At 61.4% G+C, this 17367-nt stretch carries 8 protein-coding genes; all 8 read left to right on the forward strand.

Annotated features, from left to right (window positions below; genetic code table 11):
- Positions 1-52 precede the first annotated feature (52 nt).
- The 8 genes from ACZZ0Q_RS07195 to ACZZ0Q_RS07230 all read left to right on the forward strand — a co-directional run bounded on the left by ACZZ0Q_RS07195 (position 53) and on the right by ACZZ0Q_RS07230 (position 16889).
- Positions 53-6511, forward strand: coding sequence for an SdrD B-like domain-containing protein (locus ACZZ0Q_RS07195; protein ID WP_463539576.1), 6459 nt, complete (start codon positions 53-55; stop codon positions 6509-6511).
- Positions 6508-10719 carry an OmpA family protein gene (locus ACZZ0Q_RS07200; RefSeq protein WP_463539575.1) on the forward strand — a complete coding sequence of 1404 codons (4212 nt, stop codon included), beginning with the start codon at positions 6508-6510 and terminating at the stop codon, positions 10717-10719. The genes ACZZ0Q_RS07195 and ACZZ0Q_RS07200 overlap by 4 nt, the downstream gene beginning before the upstream one ends.
- 340 nt (positions 10720-11059) lie before the next feature.
- Positions 11060-11905, forward strand: a complete 846-nt coding sequence (locus ACZZ0Q_RS07205) for a two-partner secretion domain-containing protein (RefSeq protein ID WP_463539574.1) — start codon at positions 11060-11062, stop codon at positions 11903-11905.
- Positions 11902-12750 carry a DUF4123 domain-containing protein gene (locus ACZZ0Q_RS07210; RefSeq protein WP_463560406.1) on the forward strand — a complete coding sequence of 283 codons (849 nt, stop codon included), beginning with the start codon at positions 11902-11904 and terminating at the stop codon, positions 12748-12750. The genes ACZZ0Q_RS07205 and ACZZ0Q_RS07210 overlap by 4 nt, the downstream gene beginning before the upstream one ends.
- The gene (locus tag ACZZ0Q_RS07215) at positions 12747-13541 is read left to right on the forward strand and encodes a hypothetical protein (RefSeq protein ID WP_463560408.1); all 795 of its coding nucleotides are present in this window, start codon (positions 12747-12749) and stop codon (positions 13539-13541) included. Before ACZZ0Q_RS07210 ends, ACZZ0Q_RS07215 begins: the two co-directional genes overlap by 4 nt.
- Complete coding sequence (locus ACZZ0Q_RS07220; protein WP_463539570.1) at positions 13538-13786, forward strand: hypothetical protein; 249 nt, start codon at positions 13538-13540, stop codon at positions 13784-13786. The genes ACZZ0Q_RS07215 and ACZZ0Q_RS07220 overlap by 4 nt, the downstream gene beginning before the upstream one ends.
- Positions 13783-14577, forward strand: coding sequence for a hypothetical protein (locus ACZZ0Q_RS07225; protein ID WP_463560410.1), 795 nt, complete (start codon positions 13783-13785; stop codon positions 14575-14577). Before ACZZ0Q_RS07220 ends, ACZZ0Q_RS07225 begins: the two co-directional genes overlap by 4 nt.
- Positions 14574-16889 (forward strand): lipase family protein, encoded by a 2316-nt coding sequence (locus ACZZ0Q_RS07230; protein ID WP_463560411.1) that lies wholly within the window; start codon positions 14574-14576, stop codon positions 16887-16889. The genes ACZZ0Q_RS07225 and ACZZ0Q_RS07230 overlap by 4 nt, the downstream gene beginning before the upstream one ends.
- Positions 16890-17367: the final 478 nt, after the last annotated feature.

Consider the following 17367-nt stretch of genomic DNA (forward strand, 5'->3'; position numbering starts at 1 on the left):
TTGCTTTGCAAAGCGCAGAGGGCGCGTTTGGCACCATAGGGAGAGTCGCGTTGTGTCGGGTTTGATTCGCAGGAAGCGCTTATACGGCGCCGTGTTGGCAACTGTCTGGACACTGGCGGGAACCGCGCAGGCGGCCACCACCGATTTGAGCCTGACGCAATGTTTGACCAGCCCCAACCCCGGCATTCGCGGTGGCGTGGTCACCGTCGACCTGAACTACGAGAACGGCTCGTCGTCAGCTGCCAGCGGTGCGTCCATTCGTATTCCGTTGCCGGCCACCGCCAGCTATGTGCCGGGTTCGGCCTCGGCCGGCTGTACCCATGACGGCGCCACGCCTGGCGAAGTGACCTGCGCATTTCCAACGCTTGCCGGCGCCTCCAGCGGCACCGTGCGCTTGCAACTGCGCACCTCGGCGCCCACCGGCCCGAGCATCAGCAGCAACGCCGTGTTCACCGCAGGCGCGGGCGACACCGACCCGAACCCGGCCAACAACCAGCAAACCTGTAGCGCCACCATTAACAACGGTGCCGACTTGTCGGCCGTGGTCACCGGCCCGGCCAGCGCTCCGGGTGGCAGCGATATCACCTGGACCGTCAACGGCAACAACGCCGGCCCGGATGCCGCCAGCAACCAGATTTTTACCACCACCTTGCCGGCCACGCTCAGCTACCAGTCTGCCTCGGGCAGCGGTTGGAGCTGCGCCGCCAGCGGCCAATTGCTGACCTGTACCCGTTCCATCAGCCTGGCCTCGGGCAGCGCTTACCCTGCGTTGTCGTTTATTACGCGCCTGGCCGGTTCGGTCACCAGCGGCAACGTGTCGGTGAGCGGCAGCATCAGTTCTGCCACCGCCGACCCGAACGGCAACAACAACAGCAGCAGCGCCAGCGTCAGCGTCAGCCCTGGTGCCGATCTGCAAATCACCCAGGCCGTGCCGTCGCCGTCTCCCGTTGAACCGGGCGAAACCGTGACCTACGTGCTCACCGCCGTTAACGCCGGCCCGAGCCCAGCCACCGATGGCCTTGACGTCACCTTCCAACTGCCGGCCGGTTTCACCCCCGGCACTGCCACGCCAAGCGGTGCAGGGTGGGGCGCCTGCACCTGGAGCGGCCAACTGCTGACCTGCCCGTTCGCCGGCAGCTACGCCAGCGGGCGCAGCAACACCATTACCGTAACGGCCACCGCGCCGAACGACGCCACGCCGACCTCCTACAGCGGCCCGAACGACAACCGCGCGGTGATCACCGGCGGCGCGGCCGGCCCGGTTGATCCGGTGCCGAGCAACAACACGGCCACCCGTCCTCTGCTGGTCAGCCCCGGCAACGCCGTGGACCTGGCCTTCACCAAAACCAAAGCCCCGAACCCGGTGGCCATCGGCACCAACATGACCAGCACCTTGCGCGTGACCAACGTGCAGGGTCCGTACGCCGCGCAGACCGGCACCGTAACGCTGACTGACGTGCTCAACGACAACCAGGAAACCTTCGTCAGCGCCAGCGGCCCCTGGAATTGCACCGCGCAACCGGGCGTGCCAAGCGCCGGCCGCACCTCCGTGGTGTGCACCAACACCGCACCGGTTCCTGTGCGCAACGCCGACAACAACCCGTTGGTGATCATCACCCGCGCCGAACAGGCCGGCGTGCTGAGCAACTCCGCCACCATCGCCCACCCCGGCCAATGGAACAGCATCGGCGTGATCTCCGCGTCGGTCACCGCCACGGCGGCCACTGCATCGGTGGACCTGGCCATCGCCAAGTCGGTGAGCACGCCGTCCAACACCACCACGGCGCCGGGCAACCGCGTCACCTTGCTCAACACCGAAAACACGCTGACCTACAGCTTGGTGGTGCGCAACCTGGGCGACAGCAATAGCAACGCCATTGACGCGATAAACCTGCAAGTGCGCGACCAACTGCCGGCCTACCGCACCGGCACCGTGGTGGGCACGATCACTTCAACGGTCAGCAACACTAACGGTTCGACCGCCACCTTCCCCTGCACCGTAAACGGCACTGGCCTGCTGAGCTGTGACCAGAACGGCGGTGTGCTGAAAACCGGCGACACCCTCACCGTGACCATCCCGATGAGTCGCGCCCTCAACGATGGCGATTTCACCAACCAGGCCTCGGTGTATTCCACCAGCCAGGGCGATCCGGACCGCAGCAACAACGTGGCCTCGGTGGATGTACGCATTCAGCCGATTGCCGACCTGAACATGGTGTCCAAAGTGGTGACGCCCACCACGTTGGAGGCGGGCACCAACGCCACCTACACCCTGACCTTCCGCAACGTCGGCCCAAGCACCGCGCAGAACGTGGTGGTCAAAGATGACTTCCTGATTGGCAACGGCGCGCCGGGCTTCACCTTCATTTCTGCCAGCGCCACGGGCGGCGGCACTTGCTCGGGCCTGACTGCCAACACCTCGTACAGCACCGCCGGCACGCAAACGCTTACGTGCAGCAACTTCACCTTGCCCTCGGGCGAGCAACGCACCATCAGCGTGGTGGTGCGCCCCAACTGGCAAAGCGGTTCGCAAGGCAGCGCGACGCTAACCAACCAGGCGCGCGTATACAGCACCACCACCGCTGAAGACCTGACCGGCGTAACCGGCGATATCGGCACCGACGCCTCCGCCACCCGTGGCACCCAGGGCAACTTCGCCACCGCCAGCCTGACCGTCAGCAACGCCGCGCTTAACGTGTTGATCGTCACCAACGACAACGCGCCAGCCGGCCCCGACCCGCTGGGTTTTGACCCCACCAGTGGCGGCAACAACGCCAACAACGACATTGACTACCTGGCGCGCATCACCAACCAGGGCCCGTCGCTGGCCACCGGTTTGCGCTTCAGCTACGCCATGACGCCACCGGCCGGCAAAACCGTGCGCTTCAACGGCATCGCCACGGCAGCAGGCGGCGCCGACCTGGGCATTTGCGACCAAGTGGGCAGCAGCGTTACCGGCCCGGCGACCATGACCGTGAACTGCGTATTCACCGGCAGCGATGCGCAGCTGGCCACCGGTGCCAGCATTTCGCGCTACCTGACCTTCCGCGCTCTGACCATTCCGGACACCAGCGGCTACACCGTCAGCACCCGCGCGCAGGTGTTCACCAACGAAAACGACACCAACCCGGCCGACGACGCCGACACCGAAACCACCACCATCCGCGTGCGTTCCGACATCGCCATCACCGTGCCGAACCAAGGCCCGGTGGAAGTGCGCGAGCCGTTCAACTGGCGCTTCGAAGTGGACAACAACGGGCCGGGCACCTCCGGGCAAACCGACCTCAGCAGCACGCTGCCGTCCGAGATGGAATACATCAGCGGCTCGCCAGTGACCTGGACCAACACGGTGGATAACACCAGCGGCACCTGCACCGTCACCGGCCAGGCCCTGGCGTGCAATTTCGGCACCGTGACAGCGGGCGCCAAGCCCATCGTCACCGCGCCCGTTCGCTTTATCAGCTACCCCACTGGCGGCACCGCGCAAACCTGCGCCACCGCTACCACCGACCAGATCGACCCGGTGTCGGGCAACAACGTCAGTGCCTGCGGCACCGTGCGGGTGATCAAATCCAGCATCGCCGGCACGGTGTTCGTCGACGGCAACAACGACGGCGCCTTTGGCGCGGGCGAAAACCCGATTCCCAACGCCGCCGTGCGCCTGACCGGTAACGACGCCTACGGCAATGCGGTAGACGTAACCGTACAGACCATCGCCAACGGCAGCTTCCTGTTCGACAACCTGAACTCGGCTGACGCGGCGGGCTACACCATCACCGAAGTGCTGCCCACCGGCTACTTCGATGGTCGCGACACCGTTGGCACCGCCGGCGGCACACATCTGCAAACCGGCAGCACCGACGAAGTGCGCGCCATCGCCCTGGGCCGCGAAGAAGCCGCCACCGGCTACCTGTTTGGCGAGTTGGTGAGCGCCAGCCTGGCCGGCCGCGTGTGCGTAGACGCTAACGACAACGGCATTTGCGAAGCGGGCGAAAAGGGCATTCAGGGCGTGAGCATCAGCCTGGCTGGCAACACCTTGAATGGCGTGGAAGTGTGCACCGTGCAAACCACCTGCACCGTACAAACCGACGCCACCGGCGCCTACCTGTTCACCCTGCCGGCCAGCGATGCCAGCGGCTACACCCTGACCCAGCAAGCCAACAACAGCGCGCCGCTGAACGCCTTCGCCGACGGCCGCGAACACGCCGGCAGCCTGGGCGGCACCGCGACCAACAACCCCGGCGGCAGCGACCGCATCAGCGGCATTGTGGTAGCGCCCGATGAAGACGGCACCGCCTATGACTTCGCCGAAACCGGCTTCAGCCTGTCGGGTCTGGTGTACCTGGACAACAACGACAACGGCAGCCGCGAGCCAGACGAGCAGGGCATTCCCGGCGTGACCGTCACCCTTAGTGGCACCACCGCAGACGGCACCGCCATTTGCGGCACCCTGCTGCCCCTGAGCGCCTGCACCACCGTGACGGCGGCCGATGGCACCTATCACTTCGACGGTTTGCCCAACGGCACCTACCGCGTCAACGAAACCCAACCTGCGGCCTATCAGGATGGCCGCGACACCGCCGGCAGCGGCGGTGGTGCGCCTGGCGGCGTGGGCAGCGATGCCATCAGCACCGCGCAAATCAACGGCGCCGATGTGGTCGGCTACCTGTTCGGCGAGCGCGACGGCGCAGCCACCAGTGCCAGCGTGTCGGGCAAGGTGTGGTTTGAATCGGTCAGCCGCGACGAGCAACAAAACGCCAACGAGCGTGGCCTCGAAGGCTGGCTGGTAGAGGCGCGCAACGCTGGCGGTCAGGTGCTCGCCACCGCGACCACGGCCAACGATGGTTCCTACCAACTGACCTTGTTGCCGGGCGCCTACAGCCTGTCGTTCTTCCACCCCGTGAGCCGCGCGCCGTATGGCACGCCGGTGGCGCAAGACCCGAACGGCGCGGTGAACGGCACGGTGAACCCGGCCAACCGCACCATCGATATCGTGGTAACTGGCGGCGCGCAAATCGTTGAACAGAACCTGCCGGTCGATCCGTCCGGCGTGGTCTACGACGCCGTGACCCGCGAGCCGGTCGGCGGCGCCGTGGTGCGCATCATCGGCCCGAGCGGCTTCAACCCTGCCGTGCACCTGGTGGGCGGCAACGCCAGCGCCGTGCAGAGCACCGGCAGCGACGGCTTCTACCAGTTCTTCCTGACCCCGGCCGCACCGGCCGGTAACTACCAACTGGAAGTAACGCCACCGGCGGGCTACCTGCAACAGCCTTCGGCATTGATTCCGAGCTGCCAGGCCACCTTGGTCGCCACCAACAACGGCGCACCGACGCTGGTACAAAACGGCGCCACGGCCCCCGGCCCTGGCATTCCTGCCCACAACCCGGCCGCATGCCCGGCCTCGGCTGCCGGCCTGCCGGTGGGCAGCGGCACCACCCAGTACTACTTGGCCTTCCGCCTGAGCGGCAGTTCCGATGACGTGATCAACAACCACATTCCGCTCGACCCGATTCTGGGCGGCGCCATTGTGATGACCAAGAACACGCCAAAAGTGAACGTCAGCCGTGGCGAGCTGGTGCCCTATGTGCTGACCGCGCGTAACACGCTGTCCAGCGCGCTGGCCAACATCGCCATCGAAGACCAGATTCCGCCGGGCTTCAAATACATCAAAAACTCCGCGCAAGTGGACGGCGTTCCGACTGAACCGGAAGTGGAAGGGCGGCGCCTGCGCTGGCCGGCTCGCACCCTCAACGGCGGCCAGGTGGTGACCATCAAGGTGCTGCTGGTGGTCGGTTCCGGCGTGGGCTTCAACGAATACGTGAACCAGACATGGGCTCTGAACCTGTCGGCCAACGCCCGGGTATCCAACGTCGCCACCGCCAGCGTGCGCGTGGTGGCCGACCCGACGTTCGACTGCTCCGACCTGATCGGCAAAGTGTTCGACGACAAAAACCGCAACGGTTACCAGGACGAAGGCGAGCCCGGCATTCCTGGCGTGCGCCTGGCCACCCCGAAAGGCTGGCTGATTACCACCGATGAATTCGGCCGTTACCACATCGCCTGCGCCGACGTGCCGAGCGAGATGCGTGGCAGCAACTTCATTCTGAAAGTAGACGAACGCACCCTGCCAACCGGCTACCGCATCACCACCGAAAACCCGCGCGTCGTGCGCATGACCCAAGGCCGTCTGGTGAAAGCCAACTTCGGCGCCAGCGTGCACCGCGTGGTGCGTCTGGACCTCAACAGCGAGGCCTTCGACGCCAGCAACAAACTGACCGCGCAGTACCTGGCGCGGCTCGATGAAGTACTGCCATTGCTGTACGCACAGCCCTCGATTCTGCGTATCGCCTACCGCATGCCGGTAGACGGTGAAGTGAGCGATGCCCGTGCCCGTGTCGACTATGTGAAGGACTGGATCAAAGCCCATTGGGAGCCCCACGACTGCTGCTACGACCTGCAACTGGAGGAAGAAATCGTACCGGCGACTGATAGCGTGGAGGTGATCCGATGAGCATGCGTAAATTGTGGGTATGCGGCATCGCCGCCTTGACCCTGAACCCCTTGGCGCTGGCCGTGGCCGAGCAAGTGGATGGCAAACAATGTGCCCTGAACAAAGGCTGCGGCCTGCATGGGCCACGCGGGGCGATGGAAGATGAATCGCTGGTGCAGAGCCGGCCGTTCACACCGGGTGGTTTGCCGGCACTGCCGGCCAACGCCGAGCGCGAATTGCCGCGCGAGAAACTGATTCTCTGGCAACTCGACGGTGCCCTGGGCGACCGCGATCAGGTGGTAAACGTCAGCGACGAAACCGTCAGCGCCGTGGTGCTCCGTGAAGGCTTGCCTGTAGTGCGTTTCGCCTCGGGCCGTTCGGCCGTGCCGGAACGCGACAGCGACGCCCTGCAAAAACACCTCGACCATCTGGTCGGCAAACGCAACCTGCGCGTGCGCCTGGTCGGCCACACCGACCCGCAGCAGTTGTCGCAACGCAGCCAGGCCATCTACCAAGACAACCAAGGCCTTGGCTTGCAGCGCGCCCGTGAAGTGGCCGAGGTGTTTCGTGAGCGCCTGAAACTCAAACCCGAGCAAATTCAGCTCGACAGCCGCGGCGCCACTCAGCCGCTGATCACCGGCGACAGCCCTCAGGCGTGGACCCTGAACCGCCGCGTGGAAGTGGAAATCTGGTACGACGAAGCGCTCGTCAGCACGCCAGCCAAACCGCAAGCCTGCGCGCCGGGCAGCGTGGCGAAGGCAGCCGTCACGCCGTTTAGCATCAGCGTCGACGGCCAGCCGCAAGACGGCACCCAGCCCGGCAGCGCCGACACGCAGCGCTGCGTTGACGTGGCCCTGGCGCACGACCTGCTGCAAGTGCGCTTCGACAACCTGTCGGCCAAGCCGCGCCTGAACCTGGTGTCTGGCGCGCGGGTGGCGCGTATCGGCGAGCCGATGACCTTCAGCGGCTACAGCAACTACCTGCATTGGATCAAACGTGCCGAGGTGCGCATTCTCGGCAAGCGTCGCCTGTTCGACGAGCCGCAACTGCTTGAGACCGTGGCTCTGGACCCGGAACTGAACGGCACCTGGACGCCGCCCGAAGGCACACCGGAACACGTTTACTACGAACTGCGTGTGTACGACGAAGCCGGTCGTTTCGACGAAACCAGCACGCAGTTGTTGGCCGTGAGCCGTGGCGAGTTGCCCAAGGAAAAACCCGAAGACGTGGCTGCCGACCTGTTGGCCGGCTACGGCGGCAACCGTTTGCAGCGCCATAACATTCCAGTGGCCGGCGGCACCGTTACGCTCAACGGCAAGCAGGTAAAAGACGGCCAGCACGTGTTCGTCATGGGCCGCCCGGTGCCGGTCGACAGCAATGGCACCTTTGCCAGCGCGCAGATCATTCCGCGCGGTTTGCACACCGTGGAAGTGGCCGTGCTCGATGACCAGGGCAAAGGCCGCATCTACCGCCGCGACCTGCGCCTGCCGCAAGACGACTGGTTCACCGTGGCCATCGCCGACTTCACCGTCGGCCAGCAAGACACCAGTGGCCCGGCCCGCGTGGTCACTCAGGAAGACCGCTACTACGACGACAAGCTCTACGCCGACGGCCGCCTGGCGTTCTACACCAAAGGCAAGGTGGACGATAAATACACCGTAACCGGCAGCGTGGACACAGGCGAGGCGCCCGCCGATAGCCTGTTCAGCAATTTCAACGACAAAGACCCGCGCGAATTCCTGCGCCGCATGACCTCCGACTCGGACAAAGGCTGGGCCACCTTCGGCGACGACTCGACGCTGATCGAAGACGCGCCAACCCGTGGCAAGTTCTACGTGAAAGTCGAGGATGAGAAGTCCCATGCCATGTGGGGTAACTTCCGCGAGCAGATTCGCGACACCGAACTGACCCAGATCGACCGCAGCCTCTACGGTGCGCAAGTGCGCTACCGCGACGATGCCTTCACCGCCTTTGGCGAACGCCGCGCGCAGATCGAAGGCTTCGCCGCCGAACCCGGCACCGCCTCGGCCCGTGAAGACTTCCGTGGCACCGGGGGTTCGTTGTACTACCTGCGTCACCAAGACCTCACCGAAGGCAGCGAGCGCGTACGCATCGAAGTGCGCGACAAAGACTCCGGGCTAGTGCTGCATAGCCAGGACCTTTCCGCCGGCATCGACTATGACGTGAACGCGCTGCAAGGCCGGGTCATCCTCACCCAGCCGCTGTCGGCCACCGCCGATGGCAGCACGCTGATCCGCTCCGGCGGCAGCCTGTCCGGCAACCCGGTGTTCCTGGTGGTCGGCTACGAATACTCGCCGGGCCTGGAACAGCTCGACGACCTGGCTTACGGTGGTCGCGCCGCCTACTGGGTAAACGACAACGTGCGCGTCGGCGTAACGGGCAGCATGCAAGAACAGACTGGCCGCGAAGACCAGACCCTCGGCGGCGGCGACCTGTTGCTGCGCCACAGCGAGGGCACCTGGCTGAAACTGGAATCGGCCCAAAGCGAAGGCGACAGCCTCGACCAGCGCTTCTCCTACGACGGCGGTTTCGGCTTTGGCCAGCAAGTGGCCGGCACCGACTCCCGCGCTCGCGCCAACCGGGTGGAAACCGCGTTCGACTTGAAAGACGTGGTTGACGACGCCGAAGGGCGCGGCACCTTCTACTTCGAAAACCGCGACGCCGGCTTCTCGGCACCGGGGCGCTTGTCCGAGCTGGCCACCGATCAGGTGGGCGGTAGCTACACCGCGCCGCTGAACGAAAAAACCGAAGTGACCGTTAAAGCCGACGAAACCGACGAAGACGGCGGCCGTTCGCGCCGCGCCGCCGAAGCGCAACTGGCCTACGACTTCAGCGACGCCTGGCGTTTGTCGGGCGGCATGCGCAACGACCGGCAAACCTACGGCGGTGCCTACCGCAACCTGTACACCGGCACCTACGCCGGTTACGACAACGGCAACTACGACGAAGGCGAGCGCAACGACGCGCTGTTCCAGGCCCTTTACCACGCCCAGGAAGACTGGTCGGTGTACGGCTTTGGCCAGGGCACCGTGACCCGCGACGGCACCCGTCAAGCCAACAACCGCCTCGGCGTGGGCGGCGACTATCGCCTGAACGAACGCACGTCGCTGAACGGCGAATTGTCCGGCGGCAACCTGGGCCTGGGCGCCAAAGCGGGCGTGGGCTACGACGCCTCGGACCGCACTAACGTCTACCTCAACTATCAACTGGACAGCGACCGCAGCGACGACGGTTTCGCCAGCCGCAGCGGCCTGGACAGCAGCGGCCGCACCGGCCAGTTCGTCTCCGGCGCCCGTTCGCGCTGGACCGACACCACCAGCGTGTACGCCGAACAGCGCGTGCAACACGGTGACCAGGCCGGCGTGATTCAAGGCTACGGCCTGGACTTCGCCCCGGACGACCACTGGAGCTACGGCGTAACCACCGAATTCGGCACCTTCAACGAAGAGACCGACTACGCCCTCAAACGCCGCGCCATTGGCGGCAAGGTGGGCTACAGCAACGGCGACTTGCGCTACGCCAGCCGCCTGGAATACCGCGAAGACAGCAGCGACGTGCAAGACCTCAGCGTGTGGCTGATGCGCAACAACATCAGCTACAAGGTCAACCCGGACTGGCGCTTTATCGGCAAGTTGGACTTCTCCGTTGGCAACTCCGACCGTGGCGACTACTTCAACGGCGACTTCGTCGAAGCGTCTTTGGGCTACGCCTACCGCCCGGTGTTCAACGACAAGCTCAACCTGCTGACCAAATACACCTACCTGGCCGACCTGCCGCCGCCCGACCAAGTGTCGACCGCCACCGGCACGTCCGTGGACTACGCCCAGCGCAGCCACGTATTCGCCATCGACGGCATCTACGACCTGACCGAACGCTGGAGCGTGGGCGGCAAATACGCCTACCGCCTGAGCGAACTGCGCATGAGCCGCGACACCTCTGCCGACTGGTTCGACAGCCGTGGGCAACTGGTTGCCGCGCGAGTGGACTGGCACGTCGTGAAAAAATGGGACCTGATGGCCGAAGTCCGCCGCCGCGACGAATTCGCCGCCGAAGACAGCCGCACCGGCATGCTGGTGGGCGTATACCGCCACTTCGGCAACCACTTCAAAGCCGGCGTGGGCTACAACTTCAGCGACTTCAGCGACGACTTGACCGACTTGTCCTATCGCAGCCAGGGCTGGTTCTTTAATGCGGTGGGGAAATATTGAGAACGGAGCAAAGCTGAAACGCGGTGGCCGACCAATCCCCTCGCCCGCATGCGGGAGCGGGTGCCCGAAGGGCGGGAGAGGGGAGCCAAGCGCTACGGCTAATCGCAGCGCCGCCCAGCCGCCCTCACAGGGGATCACCGATCCCTGTAGGAGCGGCTTTAGCCGCGATCCCTGAAAACGACGATCCCGCGCCCGCCTAAAGAAGAAGGGCCTCTAACAGCGAACAAACCCCAGCTTTTTTCCGCCCCGTCACACGGCACCTCCGGTCCCGACCGGCAGCTACCCCCGCTTGCGCGCCGTAGTTTTGCAGCCCTCAACAGCTGCCGAACGAGACGCCCACATGGACGTAACCAGTCCGCTCTTCCGCTCAATCGCCCGCCTGCTCGCGGGCGTCTTGTTCCTCAATCCCCTCGTCAGCACCGCAGCTGAACTCACCCTCGACCCCAACGCCGCAGGCAACGCTGCCATCACCCAAGCGGCTAACGGCGTGCCGATCATCAACATCGCCACCCCCAACGCCAGCGGTTTGTCCCATAACAAATTCACCGACTACAACGTCGGCCAGAACGGCCTGATCCTCAACAACGGCACCGCTGCGTTCAACGAAACCCAACTGGGCGGCGTCATTCTCGGCAACAGCAACCTCAACGGTCGTGCCGCGAACCTGATCCTCAACGAAGTCACCGGCGGCAACCAAAGCCAGCTCAAGGGCTATACGGAAGTAGCCGGGCAGGGCAACAGTTCCAGCTTGATCAGGGGTGACGAACTGCACACCACCCAAGGTCTGCGTAACACTCTGATCGGTGGTACCGAACTGATCAGCATCACCGGTAACAGCAGCACTACAGCAGACGGTACGCTGGTGATTCAGGCCGGTACACAAGTCCATGTCTCCGCCGCCAACGTGGTGATCAATGCCGGAATGAGTTTGACGCTCCAGGCAGGTGGTCAACACATTGTCATCAGCGCAGGCGGAATTTTCAGTAGCGTGCCCATCGTCCAGGGAGGTGCGCCCGTAGCAGGTGTTCCTTCGCTTCAAGCCGCACAGGCACTGGTCAGCGCACCACTGGCGACTATCGCCAATCCGCTGTCCATCTTGACCGCCGCCAAGCAGCAAGCGGCGGACTACTGCCCGCTCTACGAGGCCTGTCGCGACCGCCTATGCAGTATTGGAGAGAGTGCATGAATACGCTTGAGCAATGGCTACAGGAGCAAACCAAGCAGGGACGACACCTTTACTTGGTGTTGGACTCTGATGGCCAACTCGACGAACGCAATGCGTTGGCCAGCGAACTTGGAGTAGACCAGTACCGCAACTTGTATATTGGTACACCTGCTGACTCATTGGCGAACGTTGCACCCTACCTCTTTCACTTGGACGCGGTAGAGCATCCGGCCCTTCAGGTAATGCTCAATACACCTGACCGTCACTGGGGCTGGCTTGCCAGCGCCGCAAGCTCAGACCTTGATGCGTTGGCCCTCCATTGGCAAAACCGTCTGGTGACGGGTGAGCGACCGAACCAAGCGCTTTATCGCTTTCACGATAACCGCGTACTTGGGCGTGCACTGGCCTATCTGCAACCCGAGCAGCGTGCGGACTACCTCGGCCTCATGACCAGCGTGTGTTACTGGCAGGCTGAGCAATGGACTGTCACCGATAACCCTAATCCCGGTGTTCACCCCCTGCCGACAGACCCCGCCTGGTGCCATATCCCTACGCCAGAAGCCATATTCAAGAGCATACAGTTCGACAATACGCGCCGTTACCTAGTCCGCGAACACACCGATCAGTTGCTCAACCTGGCCCAGCAGCAAGACATTGATACTTGGCTACGCGGCCAGCTCGACCTGGCGTACACCTGGGGCTGGCAAGAACCCGACAGCATTCATTTTTTGCTGATGCATAGCTTGCAGGCGTCGGATTACGCCCCACCAAAAACCTGGCTGCCCCAGCCAAACGAAACCCCGGCGATACACTTTGACCGGGTTTATCAGGAAACGCTGTATTGGCAGGGAGATGCGCCCGTATGAAACGCGTCATTCACGGTTTAATTCTCGGCAGTTGCCTCGCCCTGAGCGTAGGCTGCTCAGCCCCCGGGAAGTCCGACACCTTTACCTTTACCGCTGACTTGCCACCGGGCTTTGCCTATGTGGCGACGGTGACTTACGTGCCCGTCTGGGGCCAATCTTGCAACCTGGGCAAACGTGACAACTTAAAACCGCAGTTCAATCGCGAATGGCGGACTGAATACAAGCCTGATGCGCAGATTGAAATACACCGGACCCGCAAGGGCTGCGAACTAGTGCTGAACAGCATTGATCTCGATATCAATGCTCGTTATGGCAAGGATCGAAGTGATTTCAGTGGTGACTCCGGGTATATCGCTTTCAGTGAATCTCTCGACGCTCACGACAAGGGCACCTTCAATGCTGCCGGTGAAAGCCAATTTTCCGGGCAGTGTCAGTGGTTTTTCCGCACGATTGGCCCAAAGCGCTACATAACCAAAATCCTCTACTGCAAAAACACCGATGCCCAGGGCAACGTTACGCGAGGCAAGCCTCTCGCCGCGTACACCCTTGATCAACTGCCGGGCAAAACTGTGAAGCTGAAGATCAAGCTGGCTGATGAGGAAAGACCTTATATGAAGGACACCTGGGTCAAGGTGCCCGGTGGCTGGAAACGTTGTATGGGTGACAATTTTGAAGACCAATATGCCTTTTGCTATGGCAATTACAAAGACTTCAGCACTTTCAAAATGCCCGATGGTCGCAACTGCAGCATTTATCCCGGCTGCACCGAAAACAAGGAAGTGACCCCATGAGTGTTGTTCCCCTGAAAGACGGCGACAAACCGTCCTTTGACGGTCGTATTCATACCTGCCCGTTACGCGGGCACTCGACCAGTTTTCAATTGGTGGATGAACTGGGTGACGGCAAACCCTATGCCGGTTTGGCCTATGAGGTCACCGATTACGAAGACGTCGTCTACACCGGCAAGCTGGACGCCACACACTTTGACCGGGTTTATCAGGAAACGCTGTATTGGCAGGGAGATGCCCCCGTATGAAACGCGTCATTCACGGTTTAATTCTCGGCAGTTGCCTCGCCCTGAGCGTAGGCTGCTCAGCCCCCGGGAAGTCCGACACCTTTACCTTTACCGCTGACTTGCCACCGGGCTTTGCCTATGTGGCGACGGTGACTTACGTGCCCGTCTGGGGCCAATCTTGCAACCTGGGCAAACGTGACAACTTAAAACCGCAGTTCAATCGCGAATGGCGAACTGAATATAAACCTGATGCACAGATAGAAATACACCGCACCCGTAAAGGCTGCGAGTTGATGCTGAACGGCATAGAGCTTGAGATCAACGCGGCATATGGGAAAGATCGAGGCGATTTTAGCCGTGATTCCGGGTATATCGCTTTCAGTGAATCTCTCGACGCTCACGACAAGGGCACCTTCAATGCTGCCGGTGAAAGCCAATTTTCCGGGCAGTGTCAGTGGTTTTTCCGAACCTCGGGAGGCTTGCGTCGCATTGTAAAAATCCTCTACTGCAAAAGCACCGACGCCCAGGGCAATGTCACCAAAGGGCGTCCGTTTGCCGCGTACACCCTCGATCAACTACCGGGCAAAACTGTGAAGCTGAAGATCAAGCTGGCTGACGAGGAAAGACCTTATATGAAGGACACCTGGGTCAAGGTGCCCGGTGGCTGGAAACGTTGTATGGGTGACAATTTTGAAGACCAATATGCCTTTTGCTATGGCAATTACAAAGACTTCAGCACTTTCAAAATGCCCGATGGTCGCAACTGCAGCATTTATCCCGGCTGCACCGAAAACAAGGAAGTGACCCCATGAGTGTTGTTCCCCTGAAAGACGGCGACAAACCGTCCTTTGACGGTCGTATTCATACCTGCCCGTTACGCGGGCACTCGACCAGTTTTCAATTGGTGGATGAACTGGGTGACGGCAAACCCTATGCCGGTTTGGCCTATGAGGTCACCGATTACGAAAACGTCGTCTACACCGGCAAGCTGGACGCCACTGGCTCCGGCAAAGTGGATAACCACTATTGTGGCCCAGTGGTGCTCAAGCTGAATCAGCCCTATCAGGGAAACGAGAAAACCTACACAGTTTTAAGTGGAAGAGATCACTACCCGCTGCCTATTACCGAACTCCAGGTGCGGGCCGAAAAAACTCGCTTTCGGCATAAATCAGGTGTAAGGACTCACTCCAATCCCGCCAGAGGCAAAGACGACAGCTACTATCAGGTTGAGGTACGTGAACTGGTAGAGTTTTACGCGCACTTGCCGTCGCTGGTTAAACGTAGCGCCCCCCCAAACTCCCATGTTTTTTCGTTGTTTCGGCAGCCACGTCAAGCAAAGAACTCAAAAACTCAGCAGACCGGGTTTCTGGATGGCGGGAAGAACGTTGTCGTCACGCCAAATGATTTGGCCATGGCGGAGCTGGGGTTTGCGCCGCCTGCACGCACACCACGAGGCGTCGCCCTGATGCCGAACCGGCACACCTTGCTGGAGGTGCGTCCACTGCGCGCCCTGCGCCCAATGCTATCGCCAAGCAATGATTTCTGCGCGCTCAACCTCTACCAACTGGCGCTGATGTCGACGCTGAGTTATAGCGACTTTGCTCAGCAACCCAGGTTCCATCCGGTAGAAACCGACACAGTAAGCTTTCCCTTGCAGCCGAGCATCGGTAACTGGTTTGGTGACTCTTTGCCAAAATTTGACGAGCTTTGGCAGGTGGACGCGGTGCAGGCGGGGGAAAAGGCGTATTACCCGTTGTATGAGGAGGTGCCGTACTCCAAACGCCTGGAGGTGGTGCCCTTCGATCCAGAACTGTACTCAGAAGTTAATAGCCCAAGCCTGGGTAAAAAACAGGAAAACCCGGCCAGTATTCACTGCTTTGACGACAGTGCAACTGACGAGGGCACCGATACCCAAGCCTTCATTACCCATCATGAGACGCTGATTTTGATCTCGATACGGGGTACCGCTGGAGGGGCTGATGTGCTGCGCGACATGGATGCGACTCAGGTGCCCTTTGAGCAAGGACCTGGCAAGGTGCATAACGGATTTTATGGCGCGGCCAAGGTAGCCTATGATTTTGCAGTCAGCTATCTGGACAGATTTTACATCGGGCAAAAGCTGGTCATTACTGGTCACAGCCTGGGCGGCGCAATTGCGCTGATAGTGTCTGAAATGCTCCGACGTCGACCGGATTTCAATTATGACATTGTGCTTTACACCTACGGCGCCCCACGGGCCGGAGACAAAGTCTTCGTTGAAGGGGCTAAGCCCCTGATTCACCATCGCATAGTCAACCACAACGACCCGGTGCCAAGTGTTCCATCGACATGGATGAATACGTCCACCAAGCGGGAGTACATCGCACAGGGTGTCGTGACGGTGGTGAACCCAACTGTCGGGGTGTCATGGTTTGTGTTGGGCATGATAAACATCCTCGGCGAGCCCTACACTCACCACGGCAAACTGCGACACTTTATGCCGGTCTACTTTAATGCAGGCGTGAAGTCCTCGATCCTCTGGAAGCCAGGTTGCAGCACCATCAAAGACCACGGCTGTGCCAAAGCGCTAAAGGCAACCGACGGCCTACCAGACCGCGGCTCATTCTTGCGACAAGTAATTGATAATGCCGACCACAAAATGGTCGTCAGCTACATTCCAAACTGTTGGGCCAGCCTGCGCCGCTGGCAGGAAGCTCTGGATTCTAATTGCTCGTTGGTGACTGACGATGAGTTTAACCAGGTGGATGAGGCATTAAAGAATGCCAAGCGGCAATTGCTCACCTTAGAGAGCCGCCTGGCTGCAAGCTCTGACAGATATACGAAAGCAGCGGAGAAGGCCGCTCTTCAACAAGAATACGACAACATAGAAACCACGCGGACGCGACTGGGCAAATTACGGGATGACCGTATCAGTGAGGCCGATGTGTATGGTTTGTTCGCGGGACTGCCCGAACTGATTGAGGACGATTTGCCTCGTTGGAAAGCTCATGTGGAGAACTCAGCCCAGGAACAGCTGGCAATGGCCCCGCCAGCAGCCGACGATGATGAGCGGGCGATAGCAGCCATTACGGGAGGGCACACTGTGGGAGCCCCCTACCTTTTGGATATTGATTCGATTGCCTAGCCACAAAGAGAGGGTCTCGTCTCTCAGTTTGCTGAGGGCGGGAAGAAAGCCCCCAGTACTCCGCGTAATCGAGTGGAGAAACCGGTGACGAGGAGCGAAATACACACATAGCTCTCAGCAACACTCTGAGAGGCTTATGCAGCTAAATCGAGCCCTCTATACACCCACTTCAACTTCTTGTTCCTTTACAGGAAGGATATCGAGAGCACCCCCAGAACTCCCCCCAGCGCGCTCCCCCTTGTGCGCCGTCCGACGCACCATGGATGCGCCACAATTGGGGCAGGATGCAGCCCCTGATACCCGAGGAGGAAAGGGGACAGATTTATTAAGCAGCTCTAATTTACAGCCGAATAATAAATCTATTTCTTTTTTCTAAATCTTTGCAGGCTCGGCCAATCGCGGCTAATCGGGATGCCGCCCAGCCGCTCCTACAGGCTGTCGCCGCTGCTTTTGTAGGAGCCACCTTGGTGGCGAACCC

This window comes from Pseudomonas sp. AC070 (assembly GCF_979258635.1).